Here is a 21,541-nt window from a genome sequence, read left to right as displayed (position 1 = left end):
TGCGGAGTGCGGCGAATCAGGCGTGACGAGCGGGATTCACGCTTGCATCGGCATGGCCGATCCGGTTGAGAACGAACTCGCGGCGCAACTCGAAGCCGAGTTTTTCATACAGGCGGATCGCCGTCGTGTTGTGACTGAACACGTGCAGAAAAGGGGTCTCGCCGCGCTGCGCGATTTCTTTGCGCAAGATATTGATTAGCCGCCCTGCGAGACCTTTGCCGCGCCAGTCGTCATCGACGCAGACGGCGCTGATTTCGACATATCCGTCGAGGCACATCCGTTCGCCCGCCATCGCAACCAGCCGGCCGTGATCGCGAACGCCGATATAGTGGCCCATTTCGTGAGTGCGCGTGCCGAACGGGCCCGGCTTGGTTTTTTGCGCGAGGTCGAGCATCTCTTTCGCGTCGACGTGGCCCAGACGGATCACGTCCAGATCGTCCACGGTCCCTGCTTCGTCGCGCGCAGCAACCATCTGATGGAGCGTACCGACATGCTCGACCTGAAGCGTTTCGATGCCAGCGAGAGGCGCCAGCGACAGCAACGCAACCTGTTCGTTGGGTTGCAGAAGCTGATGCAGCGATTCATAAGCGGCGGGCGTGTCCGACACCAACGCCGCGAACGGCGCCACGTCGGGGTGATAGCGGCGCGCGAGCGCATCGCCGAGTCCGAGATGCGCCTGGCTCGTCGTGAGCGCCGTCCAGATCGGGCGGTCGAGATTGGCTGTTGTCGAACGATGCGACGTGCTGCTCATGTTTGCTCCAGCTGCGAAGATTGATCGGATGTCGTCCGAGTTCGGGCAAGTATCGGACGGGACCAATGTAATCAGAAAACCGCGTCCGAGCCATTGTCGTAAATGACATTTTTGGCGTCATTTGCGCCAGGCGGGACTCACGCGCCGGGTCGAGACCCGATCAGCAGAATCTCCACCAGCCTGCGCGCGCTTTGCTGCCAGTCCGGCGCCGACGCGACATTCGACACCCCGACGAGCGCGCGAAACAGGTCGAGCGGATCGAGATCGGCGCGAATATCGCCGCTTTCGATTGCGCGCGTGACGAGCGAATGAATCGCGTCCACGATCTGCGCGCCCGACGATTCGAATACCTTCGACGGGCCGCCTACCAGCGAATTCAGCGCGGGCGCGATGATCTTCTTCGTCGCGATGTAGTCGACGAACAGCAGCATCCACGCTTTCAGCGCGTCGATGGGTGGCATCGTCTCGCTCAGCCTGCGCTCTTCCTTCGCGAGCTTTTCGACTTCGGCGCGGTAGACGCTCTCCAGCAGCGCGTCGCGGGTCGGAAAGTGGCGGTACAGCGTGCCAGGCCCGACGCCCGCCTGACGGGCGAGGTCTTCGAGACTGATATCGGCGCCTTCGCGCGTGAACGCCTTCTTCGCTTCGTCGAGAATGCGCTCGCGATTACGCAGCGCATCGGCGCGCGGCTTCCTTTCCTTTGGCGTCGAGTGATTCATTTAACCCTTTGTCTTACCTTTTAGTGCTTGCAAACGGAGACTGTCTCCGCTTATCCTGTAAAAACGGAGAGAGACTCCGTTTTATCCCTCGTGACGCGAAACGTCAACCTTACTGCGAACAGAGAGGCGGAAATGGCTGAAAAATTGGGTGCGACATCGACGACAGACGACGTGCTTGCGGGCATCGATCTGCGTGGCAAGCGGATTCTCGTCACGGGCGTGTCGGCGGGTCTCGGCGTGGAGACGGCGCGTTCGCTGGCCGCGCGTGGCGCGAGCGTCGTTGGCGCTGCGCGCGACCTCGACAAGGCGACGCGCGCCATCGCCGCAGCGCGCCGCGAAGCGGCCGCGGGTGAAGGCAGCATCGACCTGGTGTCGCTCGATCTCGCGAGTCTCGAAAGCGTGCGCGCGTGCGCCGACACGCTGCTGCAAGAAGGCAAACCGTTCGACGTGATCATCGCGAATGCGGGCGTGATGGCGACGCCCTTCGGCAAAACAGCGGATGGATTCGAAACGCAGTTCGGCACGAACCATATCGGCCACTTCGTGCTGGTGAATCGTCTTGCGCCGCTTCTGCGATCGGGTAGCCGCGTGGTCTTACTGGCATCGTCGGGGCATCGTTTCGCGAATGTCGATCTCGACGATCCGAACTTCGAACGCACGCCCTACGATCCCTTCGTTGCCTACGGACGCGCGAAGACGGCGAACATCCTGTTCGCGGTCGCCTTCGACCAGCGGCATCAGGCACGCGGCGTGCGCGCGGCAGCCGTCCATCCGGGCGGCATTCAGACGGAACTCGCCCGTCATATGGACGAAGGGCAAATGGCCGGGCTGCTGGAAACAATCAACAGTCAGCTTGCGTCCGAAGGAAAGCCGCCGTTCCAGTTCAAGACCGTTCCGCAGGGCGCCGCGACTTCGGTGTGGGCGGCTGTGGTTGCATCGGCGGATGAGGTCGGCGGCCGATACTGCGAGAACTGCCGCGTGAGCGAAGTCGTTGCCGACGACGTCGTCATTACGCCCGTCAGCGAAGGCGTACGCCAATACGCGCTCGACGCTGCGAATGCCGAGGCGCTGTGGCGCAAGACGGAAGAAATGGCCGGCGAATCGTTCTGACGCTTTAGCGCTCTGGCCGCTGCGCGAACTGCGTCGCAACGCAGTTCGCTTGCAGATGCAACCAGTTCGGACAGCGCCGCGCCTGTCGCGGTCAACTGGCCGAAATGCCCGGTTACCGCTCTTCGCTTGCCATCGACATGCCGGCTCTCGCAGCCGGCATATCGCATTTAGGCGTCAACCGGTAGCCGCGTCCCGGTATGTTCTGAATCAGGCGCCGGTCTTCGCCCAGTGCCTTGCGTAACGCGCAAACGTGCACGCGTATGTTCGATTCCTCGACGACCGTGTCGGGCCACACCTTACGAAGAATATCTTCGAGCGATACGACCTGGCCGTGCGCTGCCATCAGCACGGTAAGAATATCGAATGCTCGGCTGCCCAACGGGATCGCTGTCCCACGTACCTGGATTTCTCGGGTCGACAGATTGACGTCGATGCTACTGGCCTTCATGTTCGTTTCTCACGAGTAGACAACTGCTTCTCGAATGAATCGCATCGGTTTGGAACGCGCGAGGGTCCCAAAGGCGAACGGTGTGTCGGCGGGGTGGATGCGGCACCTGGAATGATGAAACCGCAAGTGGTCCAGCGAGTCGATAGCACGTACGTATCGACACCTATACTTTGGTATTAGCGCAAGGACCTTCGTTTGTCGGCGCTACCGGCAAGGACTATATTGCACTTGCCACTTTACGTGGATCGCCCCGTTCAATCGGCAGCTACATCATTCTTTCATCATGCGAGTGCGACAATGAAGATCCTGATGGTGTTGACGTCCCATGATCAACTCGGTAACACCGGGAAGAAGACAGGTTTCTGGTTAGAGGAATTCGCGGCTCCCTATTTCACGTTTCTCGATGCTGGCGTGACGATAACCGTCAGCTCACCTAAGGGTGGACAGCCGCCGCTCGATCCGAAGAGCGATACGCCAGAAGGTAAAACAGAGCTGACGGAGCGCTTCAAGAACGATCCAGCCGCGCAAAAGGTGCTCGCCAACACGGTGAAACTCAGCACGGTCAAAGCGGACGACTACGACGCGGTGTTCTATCCGGGCGGACACGGCCCGATGTGGGATCTGGCGGAAGACCCGCAATCCATTGCGCTGATCGAGAACTTTTACAACGCTGGCAAGCCCGTCGCGCTCGTGTGTCATGCGCCCGGCGTGCTACGGCATGTGAAGGTGAATGGCGAGCCGCTCGTCAAGGGCAAGCGTGTGACCGGGTTCACGAATTCGGAAGAAGAAGCCGTGCAACTCACAAAGGTCGTGCCGTTTCTCGTCGAAGACGAACTGAAGCGGCTGGGCGGACTGTTCGAGAAGGTCGACGACTGGCAGAGCTTCTCGATCGTCGATGGCCGCCTCGTCACGGGGCAGAACCCTGCTTCCTCCACGGCCGGCGCGCGCGATCTGCTCAAAGTGCTCGATCAGCTGCATTCGAAATAACGAGCGTTTCGCTCATTGCACCTGGCGGCCCAGAAAGAAGGGCCGCTTCCGCCTGAAGGATGGAGAGTGACATGACCAACGCCAGTTCGCATCAGCAGTTTCGGATTGAACGACGCAGCCCGGCCTACTGGCGCGTAATCATCGACAACCCGCCTTTCAACATCTTCGGACCCGACTCGATGCCGCAGTTGAATGCCGTCGTGACCGCGCTCGAAACCGATCCCGAAGTCAAGGTTGTAGTGTTCGAAAGCGCGGTGCCGGATTTCTTCCTCACGCATTACGACTTCATTCCGCCATTGCAGGAGACCACGAGCATGCCGCCGGGGCCGACAGGCATGCCGCCGCTACCGGACATGCTCTCGCGGTTGGGACGGGCGCCCGTCGTATCGATCGCGTCGATCAGGGGCCGCGCGACGGGCGTCGGCAGCGAACTGGCGCTGGCCAGCGACATGCGCTTTGCGAGCCGCGAGAAAGCGCTGCTTTCGCAGTGGGAAGTCGGCGCCGCGCTGGTGCCGGGTGGCGGGCCGATGAATCGCCTGTCGCGTCTGATCGGGCGCGGGCGCGCGCTGGAAGTGCTGTTGAGCGGCAACGATATCGACGGCGAACTGGCGGAGCGCTACGGCTATGTGAACCGCGCATTCGCGGACAGCGAGCTCGACGCATTCGTGGATGGGCTCGCATCGAGAATCGCGTCGTTCGATAGAGAGGCGCTCGTTGCGATCAAGCGTCAGGTGAATGCCGTGACCTTGCCGCCCGACAAGGACGTCGCGCCCGAATGGGACGCTTTCATCGCGTCGGTTGGCCGTCCGCAGGCGCAGGAACGGATCGCGCAGCTGATGCAGCTCGGGCTGCAGAAGAACCACGATGTGGAAGCGCGGCTCGGCTATTACACGGGCACGCTGGGGCGCTAGCCCTGCAAGACGACGCGTTTCTCCGACGACGGTTGCACGCGCCCGTTGTGGCCGCAACCGTCGTTTCCTGCAACGCGGCCCTTGGGGGCGCGATCGCATTCTTGCATGTTAGGCTATTCCCGATTCGTTACGTGAGGCGAAACCGGGAGCTTCGTCATGGACTTCACTGGGTTTCAGCTGGAGCTGCTTCACGACGACGGCGATCTATCGTTATGTCGCGCCTCACGGCCCGACACCCCTGTCTCGCTGCTCGCACTGATCGCCACGCGCCCGGCATCGCAAAGCGTCACGCGCCTCGAACACGAATACGAACTGGCCTCGCTGCTCGATACGCGCTGGGCCGCGCAGCCGATTGCGCTCGATCTCGGCAGAGTGCCGCCGATGCTGCTTCTCGACGACGACGGCGGCGACCCGCTCGTGCGCCTGCTCGGCCAGCCGCTCGAACTTGCCCGATGCCTGCGCATCGCCGCCAATCTCGCGCATGCGATCGGCCAGGTGCATGGACGCGGCCTCATTCATAAGGACATCAAGCCTGCAAACGTGCTTGTCGACGGCGACGACAGCGTTCGGCTCACCGGCTTCGGTATAGCGTCGCAATTGCTGGTCGAGCATCAGCCGCCGGCGTCGCCTGAAATCATTGCGGGCACGTTTGCTTACATGGCGCCGGAGCAGACGGGCCGCATGAACCGATCGATCGATGCACGCAGCGATCTGTACTCGCTCGGCGTCACGCTCTACGAGATGCTCACGGGTGCGCTGCCTTTCGCGGCTGCCGATGCGATGGAGTGGATTCATTGCCACATCGCACGCAGGCCCGTGCCGCCGGAAGAACGCGTGATTGACCTTCCGGCGCCTGTCGCGCAGATCGTGCTCAAGCTGCTCGCGAAGACGGCGGAAAACCGCTATCAGACGGCGGCTGGCGTTGAGGCGGATCTTCGCGCGTGCCTCGCTGCTTGCGAGACGGACACGGGCATCGTGCCATTCGCGCTCGGCACGCGCGATGCGTCCGACCGGCTGCTGATTCCCGAAAAGCTGTATGGGCGCGAGGCGCAGATCGACGAGATCGTGGCGGCGTTCAACGGGATCGTCGCGGGCGGCCCGAGCGGGCTCGTGCTGATCTCCGGCTATTCAGGCATCGGCAAGTCGTCGGTCGTCAACGAGTTGCACAAGGTGCTGGTGCCGCCGCGCGGTCTGTTCGCATCCGGCAAGTTCGATCAGTACAAGCGCGATATTCCCTATGTGCCGCTCGCGCAGGCCTTCCAGTCGCTCGTGCGCGATCTGCTGAGCAAGAGCGACGCGGAGATCGAACCGTGGCGGCGCGCGCTGCTGGATGCGCTCGCGCCGAACGGCCAGGTGATCGTCAATCTGATCCCTGAACTTGCGCTCATCATCGGCGAGCAGTCGCCCGTTCCGGCGTTGCCGCCGCAAGAGACGCAGAACCGCTTTCAGATGGTGTTTCGCCGCTTTCTCGGTGTGTTCGCGCGGCACGAGCATCCGCTCGCGCTCTTTATCGACGATCTGCAATGGCTCGATACCGCGACCCTCGATCTGCTCGAACATCTCGTTACGCACCCTGATGTGAAGCACGTGCTGCTGGTCGGCGCCTATCGCGACAACGAAGTCGACGCGGCGCACCCGCTCGCGCGCACGCTGGGTGCGATCGCTCGCGCTGGCGGCAACGTGCACCGGATCGAGCTTGCGCCGCTTGCGCCCGACAGTGTCGCGCAACTCGTCGCCGATGCGTTGCACTGCCCGAACGCGACGGCCGCCCCGCTCGCGCAACTGGTGCACGAGAAGACGGGCGGCAATCCGTTCTTCGCGATCCAGTTCCTGACCACGCTCGCAGACGAATCGCTGCTTGCTTTCGACCACGACGCTTCGCGGTGGACCTGGGACTTGCCGCGTATCCGCGCGAAGGGCTTCACCGAAAACGTCGCGGACCTGATGGCGGCAAAGCTGACGCGTCTGCCCGATGCGACGCGCGAAGCATTAGGGCAGCTTGCGAGCCTCGGCAACGCCGCTGACTTCGCGACGCTGACGCTCGTGCACGGCGAACCGGAGGCGTCGATACATGCCAAGCTATGGCTGGCCGTGCGAGCGGGCCTCATCTTTCGTCTTGACGGTTCTTACGTGTTCACGCACGACCGCGTGCAGGAGGCGGCCTACGCGCTCATTCCGATAGAGAAGCGCGCGGCGACGCATGTGCGGATCGGCCGGGCGCTCGCGTCGCGGACGGCGCCCGAAGCGCTCGAAGAATCGATCTTCGATATCGTCAATCAGCTCAATCGCGGCGCCGCGTTGATCGAGACGGGCGAAGAGCGCGAGCGCACTGTCGCGCTGAACCTGATGGCGGGCAGGCGGGCGATGCGATCGACCGCATATGCATCGGCGTGCCGTTATCTGGCGCAAGGCGTCGCGTTGCTGTCGCAAGATGCCTGGACGCAACGCTACGAAAGCACGTTCGATCTGTACCTGGCCTACTCCGAATGCGAATACCTCGCCGGCGATTTCACCGATGCCGATGCGCTGTTCGACATGCTGCTGGAGCGCGCGCGCTCGAATCTGGACCGTGCGAAGGTTTTCGGCTTGCGCATGTCGGCCTACCAGGTGGCCGGGCGATTCGACGAGAGCTTCGATGTCGCGCGGCTTGCGCTGCGCGATTTCGGCGTGCTGCTTCCCGACGTCGAACACGATGTCGAGCCCGCCGTCGCTGCCGTGTTGCAGCAGATTCCGTCGTATCTCGCGGGACGGGCGATCAGCGAACTCGTCGATGCGCCCGTCGCGCAAGACCCCGCCATACGCGCGGTGGTCGATCTGCTGGTCGAAGCGATGCCATGCGCCTTTATCGCGCGGCCTGCGTACTATCCGCTCATCACGCTGAAGGCCGTCATCCTGTCGCTGCAGTACGGCAACACCGACAACTCGAGTTTTGCCTACGGCAATTACGCGCTGATGCTGGTGTCGAGCATCGGCGACATTTCCTCTGCCGTGCAGTTTTCCGACATGTCGCTGCGCCTGAACGAGAAGTTCGACAACCGGCGCTTCTACGGAAAGCTGTTGCACCTGCATGGCAATCACATCAACTTCTGGCGGAGGCATATCGTGACCGATCTGCCGATCCTGGAGCGCGCGAGCGTCGCGTGCCTCGAAGTGGGCGACCTGGTGTTCGCCGGATACCTTGCGTTCACGACGGTATGGCAAACCATCGAGAAATGCGCCGTGCTCGACGAGGTTCAGCCGCTATCGGAGAAGCACGCCGCGTTTGCGCGGCAAAGTCACAACGACGCCGTGCTCGAAACGATCCGGCTCGAACAGCAATTTGTCGCGAGCCTGCGCGGCGTCACGACTGATCCGCTCAAGCTGAGCGACGCGATGTTCGACGACGCAGCCTGTTTCAGCGCGATCGAGAAGGCGAATTTCGGCTGCGGGATCGTCTTCTATCACATCATGAAGCTGATCCTCGCGTTTCACGACGGCCGGTACGACGATGCGTCGAAGGCCGCGCGTGAAGCTGCGCCGATGCTGAATGCGGCGATGGCGCTGCCCATCGAGCCGACGTTTCACTTCTTCGACGCACTGACGCTGGCGGCGCGTTATCCCACTGCCAGCGTGGAAGAGCAACAGGCGTGGCGTGGCCGGCTCGCGGAAAAGCTGGCGAAGTTCGAATCGTGGAGCACGCACTGTCCCGAGAATTTTCGTCACCGTCATGCGCTGCTCGCCGCGGAGATTGCGCGTATCGAAGGCCGTGATTCCGATGCGATGCATTTCTACGAGGAAGCGATACGCGCGGCACGGGAGCACGGCTTCATCCAGTATCAGGCGCTCGCCCATGAACTGGCCGCGCAGTTTCATGCGGCGCGCGGCCTCGAAACCATCGCCGACACCTATCTGTTCAATGCGCGTTCCTGCTACGAACGCTGGGGCGCCAAAGGCAAGGTTCATCAACTGGCACGAACGTACGCTCAGTTGCGGCATGACCCGGCGAGTCTCGACGGCACGATCGCGACGTCGAACGAACAACTCGATCTCGCGACCGTGGTCAACGTGTCGCGCGCGATCTTCAGCGGCATCGACCTGAACGAACTGATTCACACGCTGATGGTGCTCGCGCTCGAGCACGCGGGCGCGAATCGCGGCCTGCTGATCTTCAAGCGCGGTAACGAGTTGCGAATCGAAGCGGAAGCATCGACGGTGCATGACGGCGTGGACGTGCGCCTGCCGAAAATTCGCGCGACGGGCACGGCGCTTCCCGAATCGGTACTGCGCTACGTGATCCGCACGGGGGACAGCGTCCTGCTCGACGATGCGTCGGCGCGCAGTCCGTTTTCGTCGGACGAGTACGTGCGCCGTCACGAGTGCCGCTCGATTCTGTGCCTGCCGCTCGTCAAGCAGACGCGGCTGATCGGCGTGCTCTACCTCGAAAACAACCTGACCTCCGACGCCTTCACGCCCGCCCGCACGGCGGTGCTGCGGCTGCTGGCGTCGCAGGCCGCGCTGTCGCTCGAAACGGCGCGCCTCTACGCCGATCTGCAGGATGCGGAAGCGCTGCTGGCCGACGCGCAGCAATTGAGCCATACGGGCAGCTTCGACTGGCATGTGTCGAGCGGCGAGCTGATCTGGTCGAAAGAGAGCTTCCGGATCTTCGGCTTCGACGCTGGCGCCGCGCCGACCGTCGACATGATGTTTGGCCGCGTGCATCCCGACGACATCACCTTCGTGCGCCTCGCGTTCGACCGCGCGACGCACGACCGCCAGCCGTTCGACGTCGAACACCGGCTGCTGATGCCCGACGGGTCGATCCGGCATCTGCAGGTGGTGGCGCGCGTCGTGGTCGACGCCGAGAGCAGCTTGCGCGTGCTCGGCGCACTCAAGGACATCACAGTGCGCAAGCAGGCGCATGCGGCGCTCGAACGCAGCGAGCACCGCTATCGCAGCCTGTTCTTCGATATGCCCGTGGGACTCTGGCAGATCGAGGCGCAGCCCTTGATGGCGCTGCTCACGGAGTTGCGCGCGCAAGGCGTCGACGATCTGTCCGCGTATATCGACGGCCATCCCGGCTGGCTGGACCGCGCGATGGAAATGCTGATCGTCGAAGAGGTCAATCACCACGCGGCACAGATGTTCGGCGCGAAGGACAGGAGCGCGTTGCTCGGTCCGCTGCCGTGGGTCTGGCGGGAAAGCCCCGGGACGTTTCGGCGTGCGCTCGAAAGCCGTTATGGCGGCAAGGCGATTTTTCAGGAAACGACCAAGCTGCCCACGCTGGATGGGCGGATTATCGACGTTCTCTTTACGATCGCGCGTCCGAGTTCGGCCGAAGATCTGGGCATCGCGCTCATCAGTCTCGTCGATCTGACTGAGCGCGTGCGCGCGCAGGACATGCTGCAACGGCTCCAGGCCGACTTCGCGCACGCCGCGCGCATTTCGATGCTCGGCGAGCTGACGGCCTCCGTCGCGCACGAACTGAACCAGCCGCTTTCCGCGATCGCGATGAACAGCGCGATCGGCAACCGCTGGCTCGATCGTGCCGTGCCCGATGTCGCGGAGGCGCGGCAGATCAACGTGCGGATCGGCGCCGATGCGCGGCGCGCGGTGGACATCGTCGATCGCATCCGGGGCATGGCGCTTCGGCGCGGCCCGAAGCGCGCGGTCGCGCAACTCGACGAACTGATCGACGAAGCCCTCATATTTCTGCAGCATGAAGTGCAGTCGCGCGGCGTCATCGTGTTGCGCCAGCGTGCCGCCGTTCTGCCGATGGTGTTCGCCGATCGCATTCAGTTGCAGCAGGTAATCGTCAATCTTCTCGTCAATGCGATGCAGGCGATGGAGCAGGCGGGCAGTTCCGAGCGCAAGATCACGATCCGCACGGAGACGCGCGAGGACGCGACGGTCTATTGCGCGACAGAAGACAGCGGACCTGGCATCGCGCCGGAAGACCTCAACCGGCTGTTCCAGAGCTTCTACACGACCAAGGAAAACGGCATGGGAATGGGCCTGCCGATCTGCCGCACGATCATCGAAGCGCACGGCGGGCGCATCGCCGCCGATAACCTCTCGATGCACGGCGGCGCGCGTTTCCATTTCACGCTTCCATGCGGCGATGCCGCTAGCTGAAGTCGCATGCGTTTATCGTGCCTGCCCGTCACATACGACGGTATGAGCACGTCATGCGATGGTGGGTCAAAGTGCAAGCAATAGTAGGCTGGTGCGCCCGTCGCGCCCTCGTTAGGCTATTCCTGTTGGATCAAGGGAAGTCAGCTAACACGAAAGACGTCGACGCGAGCTTTTACTCTCGATGGCGATTCATCGGGGTGCACATCATGGACGTGGCGGATCTGAAGGTATTCGACGCTGTCGCTCGCCTCGGAAGCATGAGCCGCGCAGCGCTGGAGTTGCATACGGTGCAGTCGAATGTCACGGGACGAATCCGGTCCCTCGAAGGCGAGGTGGGCGTCGCGCTGTTCGAGCGGCACGTGCGCGGCGTGACGATGACGCCCGCCGGGCAGCGGATGCTTCCCTACGCGGCGCGAGCGGCCCGGCTGGTCGCCGACGCGCGCCTTGCCGCACTCGACGATGGTCCGCCGTGCGGCACGCTCGCAATTGGTGCGTTATGGACCACGGGTGCGCTGCAGCTAAGCCGCGCGCTGAGTCACTTCGCGAGCTTGTATCCGCAAGTCGGCTTGTCGTTGACGACGGGCACGAGCGATGGGCTGACGGATGCTGTCGCCGAGTGCCGTCTGGATGGCGCATTCGTTGCAGGCCCGCAAGACGATCCCGGCCTGGATGTCGAGACGGTCTTCCGCGAGGAACTCGTGCTCGTGACACCGGCGGCAATGCGCTCGTTGAACGAAGTGGGAAGCGTTGGAGATCTGAAGACGATCGTATTCAGTCAGGGCTGTTCGTATCGCGAGCGACTCGATTTGCTGCTCGCTGAAATGGGGATTCTTTCAGTCGCGGCGCTCGCATTCGGCTCGATCGACGCGATCCTGTCGTGTGTCGCGGCGGGCATTGGCATTACGTTGTTGCCGCGAGGGCTCGTGTCGAATGCGGAGCAGAAGAATCACGTCGCGGTCCACGCGCTCGCGTCCGACGCGGCGCGCATGGAGACCCTTTTCGTTCGGCGCCGCGACGCTTATCTGTCGAACGCGATGCGTGCGTTTCTCGATGTCGCGCGGTCCGAGGCTGGGTCGCTGCCTTGATCGTGTGTTTGCCCTTTGAAGGGCTCATACGCGGATTTCTTGCAGCCAAAAACCAATAAGCGAAATACAGGTTTAGCGTTGCATGCCGTTGCTGCTGCAATCGCTGCGCGCGTCGCGATAGCATCCAATCGTCGCTTGTTTGACGTCCCCCTCACTTTAGTCATTCACACAGCAATCCACGCGCGACTTTGCTTTGCGCTCGTCGTCGTTTGGGACAACAATGTAGTGTGTTGCTGTATCTGCATCAGACAATCCGCGGTCTGCGAAAAGGATTCCTCACTCGTTAATAAGGAGGCGAAATGGTCCCAGGACCGAGTTCGACTTCGATCACAAGAAATGGCGAAGGCAAGCCGTCAGTCGTGTATGTCATCGACGACGATGAATCGATCCGGTTTGTATTGAATGGGCTGGTGCGCTCGGTAGGTCTGCATGTGGAGACATTCGAGTCACCCAAGGATTTCCTCGCGTTTCCCAAGTACGACGCACCCAGTTGCCTGATTCTCGATGTCAGGTTGCGAGGCGAGAGCGGTCTTGCGTTCCAGCAGGAGGCGCATCGCTGCGGCGTGCGTATGCCGATCCTGTTCATCACGGCGCATGGCGACATCGAGATGACGGTCAAGGCGATGAAGGCGGGCGCGCTGGATTTCTTCGCCAAGCCATTCCGCGATCAGGACATGCTCGACGCGATCGCTCACGCGCTCAAGCGCGACGCCGAGCGCCGCGAGTCGGAACACGCATTGGCGACGCTGCAAGAGTCGTATGGATCGCTGACGCAACGCGAGCGCGAGGTGATGAAGTTCGTGGTGGCCGGCATGCTGAACAAACAGATCGCCTATGAGCTGCATCTGAGCGAAATCACCGTGAAGATTCATCGCGGGCAGGTGATGAAGAAAATGGCTTCGCGCTCGCTTCCCGACCTCGTTCGAAAAGCGGAAGCACTTAGCATCGATCAACGGCAGACGAGTTCGAACTGATTCGCGGCGCTTCGCGCTTTACGCTGTTCGTGCTCGTTGTGCCAACACCTATTCCATCTGTTCAAAAGACAGTTTCATCTCTTTCGTCAAATTCGCGTCTACAAATGCCGTAAACGGGTCAATATAAGTTTGCACTCCGTTGAAATAAATTCTGAACGGCATTTGAAGAGGTTGGAAAAGAATGAGACTGTCTCTATTCGCGTCGGCATCATCGATAGCATTGCGTTTCAGACCAATATTCTTGCGCTCAATACAGCCGTCGAGCGGACGCGCGGCTTCGCAGTCGGCGCAGCCTGCTTGCGCGACTGTCGTCGGCCGGTTCCGTTGTGTTCTTCTGACCGGTGTTGGAGGTTGATATGAAATTCCCCTTGTCGTTCGCGTTATTTTGCGGCTTGTCGATCACGTGTATGCCAGTGCATGCGCAACAGAAACCTCAACTCGGATATCACTACACGTTGCCGACCAGTCTTGCCGTCGAGGCGGCGCAAGAAGCCATTCGCGTGTGTGAAGAGAAGCAATACTGGGTGACTGCGACGGTGGTCGATATGGACGGCGTGCCGCAAGTCGTCATACGCGGCGATCACGCGACCGTGCACACGGGCGAATCGAGTTTCAGAAAAGCTTTTACGGTCGTCACGCTGGGACCTGAATTCGGCTTCGACCGTTCGAGCGGATTCTTCGAACTGGTCAAAACCAGTCCTTACGCACCGCAACTCGCAACGGTTCACAACGTGATGGCACTGCCAGGTGCTGTGGCGTTCAAGGTGGGCGGCGAGATGGTGGGCGCGCTGGGAATCGGCGGGGCGCCTGGCGGAGACAAGGATGAAGTGTGTGCGGCTGCGGGTGTCGCCAAAGTGGCGAACCGGCTGCCACACTGAATGCTATTGCGCGTGATGTGATGTCGTAGCGAAACGGGCGCTTCGCTACGCGTCTTTATGCAGCGGCGAGGCCACCATCGACGAGATAAATAGCCGCCGAGAACGTGACGATCGACAGTACCGTGCTGATGAGAATCGACGTCGCGGCTTCGCTTTGATACGCGCCCGCTTCGTTGGCAAACATCGCGGGAATGGTCGCGGATGGCAGTGCGCAAAGCAGGATCATCTGTTGCGCGTAGAGACCGTGTACGCCGAGCAGGACCGTTGCCGCGAACATCAACAGCGGGTGAATCAGCAGCTTGAGCCCGAGGTTGGCCCAGACTTCGCTCGACAGCTTCAGCTTGACCGACGACATGATCAACCCGAGGCAAAGCAGCGAAACACCTGGCGTTGCCTTGCCGAGCAGATTGAAGGCTTCGGCGAGCACGGGCGGAAACTTGATCTGCAGAAGAGAGCAGACGATGCCGAGCGCCGGCGCCCACATCAACGGACGGCGCACCGCGCTCTTGATGCTCGACAGAAACGCCTGCGTGCCGCTTCCTTCTCCGCTCGCGACGGTCAGCAGCATGGTGGTCAGCGGAATCATCACGAGGCTGGCGATCAGATTGAGAATGAGCACCGAATAAATGCTGCCGGGACCGAACATCGCCTGAAGGATTGGAATGCCCATGAACGCGGCATCGGGATAGCCGTTGACGAAGCCTTTGAGCGTCGCCGCCTTCAGTTCGCGATAGCGCCACCAGCCGAGCAGCAGCGCAACCGTGTACATCCCCATGATGCCGATGAACGTCGCAAGAATCAGCTTGAAGTCGAACAGCTGCGAGCGTGGCGTGCTTGCCATGCCGACCAGCAGCAGCGCCGGGAAAATCCAGCCGAGCACGAGCCTGCTGATCAGCAGACTGTCCGAATGATTCAGGCGTTTGCGCTTGCCGGCGATAAAGCCAAGCACGATCACAAACGCGACGGGTAAAAGCGGACCAACAATCCTGTCTAACATCTCCTGACTCCAGGTTTTGTTATGCGATGCCTTAGCGGTGTTCGTTTAAAGGTCGATGCGATAGTCGCGGATCACATCGGGGTTCGGCTCGATGCCGAGTCCGGGGCCTTGCGGCACGTCGATACGTCCATTGCGCGGAATGATGGCGTCGCCATAGAGCTGCGCTTCGAGATCGAAGTAGCGCCATTCGATCAGCGACTTCGGGCCACCGAGCGCTGCGCTGGCATGCACGCTCGCGAGCAGGCCGGGGCCGTCGTAGAACGTGTGAACCATGACGGTCACGTTGTGCGCGTTCGCCAGTGCGAAGACCTTTTGCAGTTCCGTGATGCCGCCCATCTTCGCGGGGCTGGGCTGGATGAAATCGACGGAACCGGCTTCGAGCAGATGCTGAAAGTCCATCAGCGTCGACGCGTTTTCGCCCGCCGCGACAGGGATGCCGCCTTGCTTGCGCACGGTAGCGAGACCCGCGTAGTTTTCGGGCGGCCACACGGGCTCTTCGATCCAGCGCAGATTGAACGGGCGGAATCGCTCGGTCATGTCGAGCGCTTCGCGAACTGTCCACGGGCAATTGACGTCGAGCGTGATTTCGATATCGGGGCCGGCCGCTTCGCGTGCGGCGCGCACGGTTTCGACGGTGACTTCATGAAGCTTCAGATGCCGGTAGCCGCTTTCCACCGCGCGCCGCACATTGCGCGCGACCAGTTCCGGGTCGGCGTAACGGATCAGGCTCGCGTAACACGCCAGCGACGTCGCCTCGGCGCCGCCGAGAAGCTGATAAACCGGCTGGTTTGCGACCTTGCCCGCGATGTCCCACAGCGCGATATCGATCGCTGACAGGCCATAGATAAACGCGCCGCTGCGGCCGAACACGTGGAATTTCTTCTGCAACTCGGACATCGACTTCTCGCGCAGCGCGACGTCGCGGCCAATCAGTTCAGGCGCAAGCATCCCGTCGATAACGAGCTTCACGGCGGGGATCGCGGTGAAGCCGAAGGTTTCGCCCCAGCCGACCGTGCCGTCGTCCGTGGTGACCTTGACGACGAGCGAATCGACGACTTGCAGGTCTTTGGGTCCCCACACGCCGCCCGCCGACGGTCCGCCCGTCGTAAAGGGAATGCGCAGGGGAATGGTTTCGATGCTGGCAATTTTCATCTGGACGTACCTCGATCGGGTTGCGGAGCGGAGCGACGAAAGCCCGCCGTATGTTTTGCATGGTATGAGACATCCTGTTGTCCTTCAAGTGAACAAATTGTTCCTTTTGTGCAAATCACTTGAGCGTGGCGTGCAACAGAGGGCTTGTTGATAGAGCTTTGCGCGTGTCGATAGGTAAAGCTCTGCGCGCCGGGAAGGGCTGTGTTCGCGTCAGGATGTAGAATAAGAAGACAAGGAACAGCCCTTACACGACCATGAGCGAACTCAACGTGCGGCGCGTCGAACGGCGGCCCCATCTCGCGGAGCACATCACACGCTCGCTGGGCGACGAGATCGCGTCCGGGCGGCTGAAGCCCGGCGACCGTCTGCCTACCGAGCACTTTCTTTCCGAGAACTTCGGCGTCAGCCGCAATGTGGTTCGGGAGGCGATCGCGAGCCTGCGCGCGCAAGGGCTGATCGAGTCGCGCCAGGGAGTCGGCGCGTTCGTCGCGGCGGCGCGCCAGCCGTCCGAACCGCTACAGTCGGTGAGTTCGCAACTGCTGGAAGGCGACGACACGATCCGCAACATGTTCGAAGTGCGGGCCGTGCTGGAGAGCCAGGCCGCCGCGCTCGCAGCCCTACACATGACGCCGCGCAGGCTCAAGCCGATTCAGGCGGCCGTCGAACGGATGCGCTACGAAGGCGCGCCGACATCGGACACCGTCAACGCGGACCTCGACTTCCATCGTGCGGTGGCGGCTGCGTCGGGCAACGACTATCTCGCCGCGATGATTCGCATCGTGCTCGAACCGATGCGCCCGCTGATCGCGGCGAACTTCGCGCGGCAAGGGCCGATGTTCGGCAAGATTCCCAATACGGCGCGTGCGGAGCACGAGACCCTGATTCAGGCGTTCATCGACAAGGATGCCGCTGCGGCGCGCGAACTCATGGGGCGGCATATCGTGAGCGCCGCATCGCGCTTCGGGTACGACATTTCGTTTTTCTGAGCCCGCGTACTTACACCGTGTAAAGAGTGATGTGAGTCGTACGCCGTTCATGTCTTCGTGCGTCGAACGTATAGTCGGCCCGTGCGTCGGCGATGCGTAGCCGACTGATACGCGTGGCCCGCCGGGCCGCGCCTGATCAGATGAGGATGGAACAGCGTATGAAACTGATTTTTGTCGGCGATCCGATGTGCTCGTGGTGCTATGGCTTCGGCAAGGAAATGAGCGCGATTGCGCAAAGCATGCCTGATCTCGACGTGCAGGTTGTCGTGGGCGGCATGGCGGCGGGATCGACCCAGGTGCTCGATGATGCAGCGAAACAGTTCAGGCTCACACATTGGGCGCGCGTCGAGCAGATGAGCGGCGCGGAGTTCAACCGTGAAGCGCTGATGGCGCGCAAGGACTTTGTCTACGATACGGAGCCGGTTTGCCGGGCTGTCGTGGCGGCGCGGATGGTTGCGCCCGGCGTCGATCTGCTGAAGGTCTTCCGTGCGTTTCAACGCGCGTTTTACGTCGACGGACTCGATACGACGGATGGCAATGTGCTCGCGGAAATCGGCGCGAAGGCGATCGCGGAGCAAGGCATCGCAGTGACAGCCGATGCATTCTTCGAAGTGTTCAGTTCGGACGAGGCAATCGATGCCGCGCAGCAGGATTTCGCTCTGACGCGCCGTCTCGGCGTGCAAGGCTTTCCGTCGTTGTTCGTTGAAGTCGATGGAAAGATTGGCCGACTCACTTCGGGTTATGCAACGGCCGGGCAGGTCACGCGGGCGCTCGAATCGCTTGCCGCATAGCAGCGGGATCTAAAGCCAATAGAGCCACGCCAGCAGCGTCACGATGGAAAACAGCGTCGTCGTCGAAATGGCGGCGCCCGTCGATGTCTTCTCGACGTCGTACTCGACTGCGAGGACATAGGCGCTCTTGGCCGTCGGCACGGCGGCGCAGATGACTGCCGCAAGCGTCGTCGTTCTGTTCAGTCCGACCGCGGCGCAAAGGCCAGACACGACGAGCGGCATCGCAATCAGTTTGAGTGCCGCGAGCAACGCATAGCGGCTCAGATGGCCGCGCAGTTCGTCGATCGACAGGTCGAGGCCGATGGCGAACAGCGCGCATGGCGTCAGCGCTTCGCCGAGGATGCCGAGGTAGGTGACAGCGGGCGCGGGCAACGTGAGGCCGCCGACCGACCACAACAAACCGAGAATCGTGGCAAGAATCACCGGGTTCGTGCCGATCTGCTTCGCGAGCGCACCGCCGCGCATCTTGCGCGTACCCGTCTGCTGATCGATTTCGAGCAGCACGACGAGGGCGGGAAACATGATTGCGCCGACAAACACCGTCGCGACGGCTGCGGCGAGCACGCCATGCTGACCTTGCAGCGCTCTGAGTATCGGTAGCGCGACGAAGCCCGTGTTCGTCATCGAAACGATCGCACCGAGCATGGCGCTTTTCCCGAGACTCGCGTGCAGCATGGTGCGCGCGACGACGAGCGCGGCCGCGAAGCAGATCAGCGAGCCCGCGCCGAACGCGGCGAGGAAGCGCCACTCCAGAAGCGATTCGAGCGGTTCTTTGGCGACGGTCAGAAAGACGAGCGCCGGCATCGCGACGTAGTAGGCGAACTGCATCAGCGGCCCGGCGACCGTGTGCGGCAGATAGCCCGATATGCGGGCGAGCCAGCCCGTCAGGATGATCGCGAAGATCGGCAATATCAGACTTGCGATGTGCATGTTGGCGCTCCCCCTGCGTAGATGGGACGTCCGGATGCAGTTGCGTGTGCAAGATTTCTTTCGCGGGTGATGTGCCGGGCCAATCTTCAACCGTTAGACCAATGACAAAAAGGCAAGTCCGCAGGCACGATCTCGCCAGAGAAGAGTAGTCGATCTGGACGTGGGCGGAGAGCAATCCTCTGCGCTATTCTCGCGCTGCAGGCTGCCGTCGACGGCATCGGTGTTGCAATCGGCCCGACTGCGCTGATCGCCGACGATCTCGCAGCGGGCCGGCTCGTCATGCCGTTCGATCATCCGCGTCTGCCGTCGCGCAGCTATTGCACCTACGTTCCAGATGCGAAGTCGACGGATGAATTGGTTCTCACGTTTTGCGCATGGCTCGAACGGGAGGGCGGTGATAACGACAAGGCATCGGGTACGGCATATTGAAGTTCCGCACGACTACACCGACCGCATAATCGCCTCCCCCAGCAACTCCAGACCCAGATCGATCTCTTCCTCGCGCACCGTCAACGGCGGCGCGATCCGGAACACGCCGCCCATGCCGGGCAACTGCACGATGTTCATGCTGAGTCCCAGATTCATGCACTCGCGCGTGATCTTCGCGCCGAGTCCATCGGCGGGTTCTTTCGTGCGGCGGTCCTTGACGATCTCCATGCCCAGCAGCAAGCCGCGCCCGCGCACATCGCCGATGCACTCGAAGCGCTCCATCAGATCCAGCAGCCCACGTCTGAGCCGGTCCCCAATAACATTGGCCCGCGCAACCAGTCCTTCGCGCTGAACCACGTCGAGCACCCGCAGACCGACCGCGGCGGGCAGCGGATCGGACACGTGCGTCGTGTAGAACAGATAGCCGAGTTCGTGCGCGCGCTCTTCGATTTGCGCGGACGTCACGATGGCCGCGAGCGGCAAACCGGCTCCGAGCGTCTTCGACAGCGTGAGGATGTCGGGCGTCACGCCATCGCGCTGGCAGGCGAACATCGTGCCCGTGCGGCCGACGCCCGTTTGCGCTTCGTCGAGAATCAGCAGCATGCCGCGCTCTTCGCATTTGCGCTTAAGCGCCGCCATGTAGCCTTCGGGAAGCTCGATGATGCCGCCCGAACTGAGGATCGGCTCGGCGATAAAGGCCGCGAGGTTGCCGCTCGACTGACGATCGATGAGATCGAACGCATAGTCGAGTTCAGCGAGGTAATCGTAATGACCGTCGCGCTCGAAACGCGGCCGGTACAGAAACGGCGCGGGGATCGCGAACGAGCCGACGGCAGCGGGACCGACGCCCTTGCGGCCCGCGCTATAGGTGGCGGACGCGGCGGCGCCCGTCATGCCGTGCCACGACTGCGCAAAGCCGACAAATTCATATTTTCCGGTGACGAGCTTTGCCATACGAATGGCCGCTTCGTTCGATTCCGCACCCGTGCTGAGCAACAGCGCGCGGTCGAGTCCGTCGGGTGTGATGTCGGCCAGCCGGGTTGCCAGATCGACGACCGGGCGCGAGAGCATGCCGCTGAACAGGTGGTCCAGCTTGCCGGCGTACTCGCTGATCACCGACACGATCTCGGGGTGGCTGTGCCCCAACACTGCGCTCATCTGTCCCGACGTGAAATCAAGAATTGCGCGGCCATCCGCGTCGTAGACGAAACTGCCCTGCGCGCGCTCGATGATCATCGGTTCGAATGTGCCGCCGTAGCGGATCAGATGCTGCCGGGCGTTATGCCAGAAGGCTGCGTCGTTGTTGTTGGACACCGTGCTTCTCCTCGCCAATGGTGGGAATAGCTTGCAGTCTAGGCGGCTCTCTGGTTTTATAGAATCGAATAGTTCTAATGTGAGATAGAAGAGGATCTAATACCTTGAGCCTTTCTCTTGAGATCGATCTGTTGCGGTCGTTTGCCGTGATCGCCGAGGTGCGGGCGCTCAGCCGCGCGGCCAGCCGCGTCGGCCGAACGCAGTCGGCGTTGAGCCAGCAGATGAAGCGGCTCGAAGAAATCGTCGATCAGCCGCTCTTTCAGCGCACTGGCCGTGGCGTGGTGCTGACGAATCCCGGCGAGCGTCTGCTGATTCACGCGCAACGCATCTTGCGGCTGCATGACGAGGCGATGGCCGATCTATCCGGCAAGGGGCTGTCGGGAACGATCCGCTTCGGCTGTCCGGACGATTATGCCGCCGTGTTTTTGCCGCCGTTGCTGCGGCAGTTTTCCAGTCAGCATCCGCATGCGTTGGTCGAAGTGGTGTGCGGGCCTACGCCACGGCTAGTGGAACGACTGGAAAAGCGCGAGGTAGACCTCGCGATGATCTCATTGCCCGAAGGCGGCGCACACGACGACATCATCCGTCGCGAGCAACTCGTATGGATTGGTTATCCGGGGCTGGATTCGGCGGATTTCGATCCGTTGCCGCTGGCGCTCTCCGACCCGGACACGCTCGATCACATCGCGGCCCGCGAAGCGCTGCAACGCGCGGGCAGGGCTTACCGCATCGCGTATGCGAGCAGCAGTCTTGCGGGTCTCACTGCGCTGGTTCGCTTGGGGCAGGCGTTCGCCGTCATGACGCAGACGGCCGTTCCCGCGGATCTGAGCGTGCTCAGTGCGGATGCCGGGCTTCCGCCGTTGCCTGCTATCGGTGTTTCGCTGAAGTTCGCGAGGGCGCGTCCGTCGCTGTTGACGGCGGCGTTTGCGGAGCACATCCGGTTGATGCTGCCGGTGCTGTGATGGGCGGCG

At 62.0% G+C, this 21,541-nt stretch carries 17 protein-coding genes and 1 pseudogene; 11 read left to right on the top strand and 7 right to left on the bottom strand.

Annotated elements, in window-relative coordinates; all coding sequences use genetic code 11:
- Positions 1–16: 16 nt before the first annotated feature.
- Together H1204_RS34865 and H1204_RS34860 are read right to left on the bottom strand one after the other, a co-directional pair.
- Entirely contained in the window at positions 17–751 is a 735-nt protein-coding gene (locus tag H1204_RS34865; RefSeq protein WP_180735037.1) for a GNAT family N-acetyltransferase, read from the bottom strand.
- A 137-nt stretch (positions 752–888) separates the two neighbouring features.
- The gene (locus tag H1204_RS34860) at positions 889–1,467 is read right to left on the bottom strand and encodes a TetR/AcrR family transcriptional regulator (RefSeq protein ID WP_180735036.1); all 579 of its coding nucleotides are present in this window, start codon (positions 1,465–1,467) and stop codon (positions 889–891) included.
- Positions 1,468–1,599: 132 nt separating this feature from the next.
- On the opposite strand from H1204_RS34860, the gene H1204_RS34855 reads away from it, so the two are divergent.
- Positions 1,600–2,577, top strand: coding sequence for an SDR family NAD(P)-dependent oxidoreductase (locus H1204_RS34855; protein ID WP_180735035.1), 978 nt, complete (start codon positions 1,600–1,602; stop codon positions 2,575–2,577).
- A gap of 112 nt (positions 2,578–2,689) precedes the next feature.
- Here H1204_RS34855 and H1204_RS34850 read toward each other — a convergent pair whose 3' ends face one another.
- The gene (locus H1204_RS34850) at positions 2,690–3,025 is read right to left on the bottom strand and encodes a winged helix-turn-helix domain-containing protein (RefSeq protein WP_180735034.1); all 336 of its coding nucleotides are present in this window, start codon (positions 3,023–3,025) and stop codon (positions 2,690–2,692) included.
- Positions 3,026–3,322: 297 nt separating this feature from the next.
- Here H1204_RS34850 and H1204_RS34845 point away from each other — a divergent pair, with 297 nt between their 5' ends.
- From H1204_RS34845 to H1204_RS34820, 6 genes are all read left to right on the top strand, one after another.
- Positions 3,323–4,012: a type 1 glutamine amidotransferase domain-containing protein gene (locus tag H1204_RS34845; RefSeq protein ID WP_180735033.1), complete on the top strand. Its 690-nt coding sequence runs from the start codon at positions 3,323–3,325 to the stop codon at positions 4,010–4,012.
- 71 nt (positions 4,013–4,083) lie between these two features.
- Complete coding sequence (locus H1204_RS34840) at positions 4,084–4,923, top strand: enoyl-CoA hydratase/isomerase family protein (RefSeq protein WP_180735032.1); 840 nt, start codon at positions 4,084–4,086, stop codon at positions 4,921–4,923.
- A gap of 156 nt (positions 4,924–5,079) precedes the next feature.
- On the top strand, positions 5,080–11,034 hold the full coding sequence (locus tag H1204_RS34835; protein ID WP_180735031.1) for an ATP-binding sensor histidine kinase: 5,955 nt from the start codon (positions 5,080–5,082) through the stop codon (positions 11,032–11,034).
- 206 nt (positions 11,035–11,240) lie between these two features.
- Complete coding sequence (locus H1204_RS34830; RefSeq protein WP_180735030.1) at positions 11,241–12,119, top strand: LysR substrate-binding domain-containing protein; 879 nt, start codon at positions 11,241–11,243, stop codon at positions 12,117–12,119.
- Between the two features lie 299 nt (positions 12,120–12,418).
- Entirely contained in the window at positions 12,419–13,093 is a 675-nt protein-coding gene (locus tag H1204_RS34825; RefSeq protein WP_180735029.1) for a response regulator, read from the top strand.
- Between the two features lie 356 nt (positions 13,094–13,449).
- A complete protein-coding gene (locus tag H1204_RS34820) occupies positions 13,450–13,971 on the top strand; it encodes a heme-binding protein (protein ID WP_180735028.1) in 522 nt (173 codons plus the stop codon).
- A 55-nt stretch (positions 13,972–14,026) separates the two neighbouring features.
- On the opposite strand, the gene H1204_RS34815 is transcribed toward H1204_RS34820, so the two are convergent.
- Positions 14,027–14,968 carry an AEC family transporter gene (locus tag H1204_RS34815; protein ID WP_180735027.1) on the bottom strand — a complete coding sequence of 314 codons (942 nt, stop codon included), beginning with the start codon at positions 14,966–14,968 and terminating at the stop codon, positions 14,027–14,029.
- A gap of 45 nt (positions 14,969–15,013) precedes the next feature.
- The gene (locus tag H1204_RS34810) at positions 15,014–16,120 is read right to left on the bottom strand and encodes a mandelate racemase/muconate lactonizing enzyme family protein (protein ID WP_180735026.1); all 1,107 of its coding nucleotides are present in this window, start codon (positions 16,118–16,120) and stop codon (positions 15,014–15,016) included.
- Positions 16,121–16,374: 254 nt separating this feature from the next.
- Between H1204_RS34810 and H1204_RS34805 the strand changes: the two genes are divergently transcribed.
- Together H1204_RS34805 and H1204_RS34800 are read left to right on the top strand one after the other, a co-directional pair.
- Positions 16,375–17,106 (top strand): FadR/GntR family transcriptional regulator, encoded by a 732-nt coding sequence (locus H1204_RS34805; protein ID WP_180735025.1) that lies wholly within the window; start codon positions 16,375–16,377, stop codon positions 17,104–17,106.
- 158 nt (positions 17,107–17,264) lie between these two features.
- Positions 17,265–17,897: a DsbA family protein gene (locus tag H1204_RS34800; protein ID WP_180735024.1), complete on the top strand. Its 633-nt coding sequence runs from the start codon at positions 17,265–17,267 to the stop codon at positions 17,895–17,897.
- Positions 17,898–17,906: 9 nt separating this feature from the next.
- Here H1204_RS34800 and H1204_RS34795 read toward each other — a convergent pair whose 3' ends face one another.
- Positions 17,907–18,827: an AEC family transporter gene (locus tag H1204_RS34795; RefSeq protein ID WP_180735023.1), complete on the bottom strand. Its 921-nt coding sequence runs from the start codon at positions 18,825–18,827 to the stop codon at positions 17,907–17,909.
- A 195-nt stretch (positions 18,828–19,022) separates the two neighbouring features.
- On the opposite strand from H1204_RS34795, the pseudogene H1204_RS34790 reads away from it, so the two are divergent.
- Positions 19,023–19,256, top strand: a pseudogene (locus H1204_RS34790) (LysR substrate-binding domain-containing protein); the annotation flags it as partial.
- Positions 19,257–19,268: 12 nt separating this feature from the next.
- Here the strand turns inward: H1204_RS34790 and H1204_RS34785 are convergent.
- A complete protein-coding gene (locus H1204_RS34785; protein ID WP_180735022.1) occupies positions 19,269–20,570 on the bottom strand; it encodes an aspartate aminotransferase family protein in 1,302 nt (433 codons plus the stop codon).
- Between the two features lie 104 nt (positions 20,571–20,674).
- Between H1204_RS34785 and H1204_RS34780 the strand changes: the two genes are divergently transcribed.
- On the top strand, positions 20,675–21,532 hold the full coding sequence (locus H1204_RS34780; protein ID WP_180735021.1) for a LysR substrate-binding domain-containing protein: 858 nt from the start codon (positions 20,675–20,677) through the stop codon (positions 21,530–21,532).
- The last annotated feature ends 9 nt before the right edge of the window (positions 21,533–21,541 follow it).

This window comes from Paraburkholderia sp. PGU19 (assembly GCF_013426915.1).
In the GTDB taxonomy this organism is placed as follows: domain Bacteria; phylum Pseudomonadota; class Gammaproteobacteria; order Burkholderiales; family Burkholderiaceae; genus Paraburkholderia.
This window is presented reverse-complemented; position numbering and strand designations above follow the sequence as displayed.

What these genes read in the sequence shown, in the direction of transcription:
- H1204_RS34865 (WP_180735037.1), bottom strand. Translation starts at nt 751, where the DNA reads ATGAGCAGCACGTCGCATCGTTCGACAACAGCCAATCTCGACCGCCCG.
- H1204_RS34860 (WP_180735036.1), bottom strand. Translation starts at nt 1,467, where the DNA reads ATGAATCACTCGACGCCAAAGGAAAGGAAGCCGCGCGCCGATGCGCTG.
- H1204_RS34855 (WP_180735035.1), top strand. Translation starts at nt 1,600, where the DNA reads ATGGCTGAAAAATTGGGTGCGACATCGACGACAGACGACGTGCTTGCG.
- H1204_RS34850 (WP_180735034.1), bottom strand. Translation starts at nt 3,025, where the DNA reads ATGAAGGCCAGTAGCATCGACGTCAATCTGTCGACCCGAGAAATCCAG.
- H1204_RS34845 (WP_180735033.1), top strand. Translation starts at nt 3,323, where the DNA reads ATGAAGATCCTGATGGTGTTGACGTCCCATGATCAACTCGGTAACACC.
- H1204_RS34840 (WP_180735032.1), top strand. Translation starts at nt 4,084, where the DNA reads ATGACCAACGCCAGTTCGCATCAGCAGTTTCGGATTGAACGACGCAGC.
- H1204_RS34835 (WP_180735031.1), top strand. Translation starts at nt 5,080, where the DNA reads ATGGACTTCACTGGGTTTCAGCTGGAGCTGCTTCACGACGACGGCGAT.
- H1204_RS34830 (WP_180735030.1), top strand. Translation starts at nt 11,241, where the DNA reads ATGGACGTGGCGGATCTGAAGGTATTCGACGCTGTCGCTCGCCTCGGA.
- H1204_RS34825 (WP_180735029.1), top strand. Translation starts at nt 12,419, where the DNA reads ATGGTCCCAGGACCGAGTTCGACTTCGATCACAAGAAATGGCGAAGGC.
- H1204_RS34820 (WP_180735028.1), top strand. Translation starts at nt 13,450, where the DNA reads ATGAAATTCCCCTTGTCGTTCGCGTTATTTTGCGGCTTGTCGATCACG.
- H1204_RS34815 (WP_180735027.1), bottom strand. Translation starts at nt 14,968, where the DNA reads ATGTTAGACAGGATTGTTGGTCCGCTTTTACCCGTCGCGTTTGTGATC.
- H1204_RS34810 (WP_180735026.1), bottom strand. Translation starts at nt 16,120, where the DNA reads ATGAAAATTGCCAGCATCGAAACCATTCCCCTGCGCATTCCCTTTACG.
- H1204_RS34805 (WP_180735025.1), top strand. Translation starts at nt 16,375, where the DNA reads ATGAGCGAACTCAACGTGCGGCGCGTCGAACGGCGGCCCCATCTCGCG.
- H1204_RS34800 (WP_180735024.1), top strand. Translation starts at nt 17,265, where the DNA reads ATGAAACTGATTTTTGTCGGCGATCCGATGTGCTCGTGGTGCTATGGC.
- H1204_RS34795 (WP_180735023.1), bottom strand. Translation starts at nt 18,827, where the DNA reads ATGCACATCGCAAGTCTGATATTGCCGATCTTCGCGATCATCCTGACG.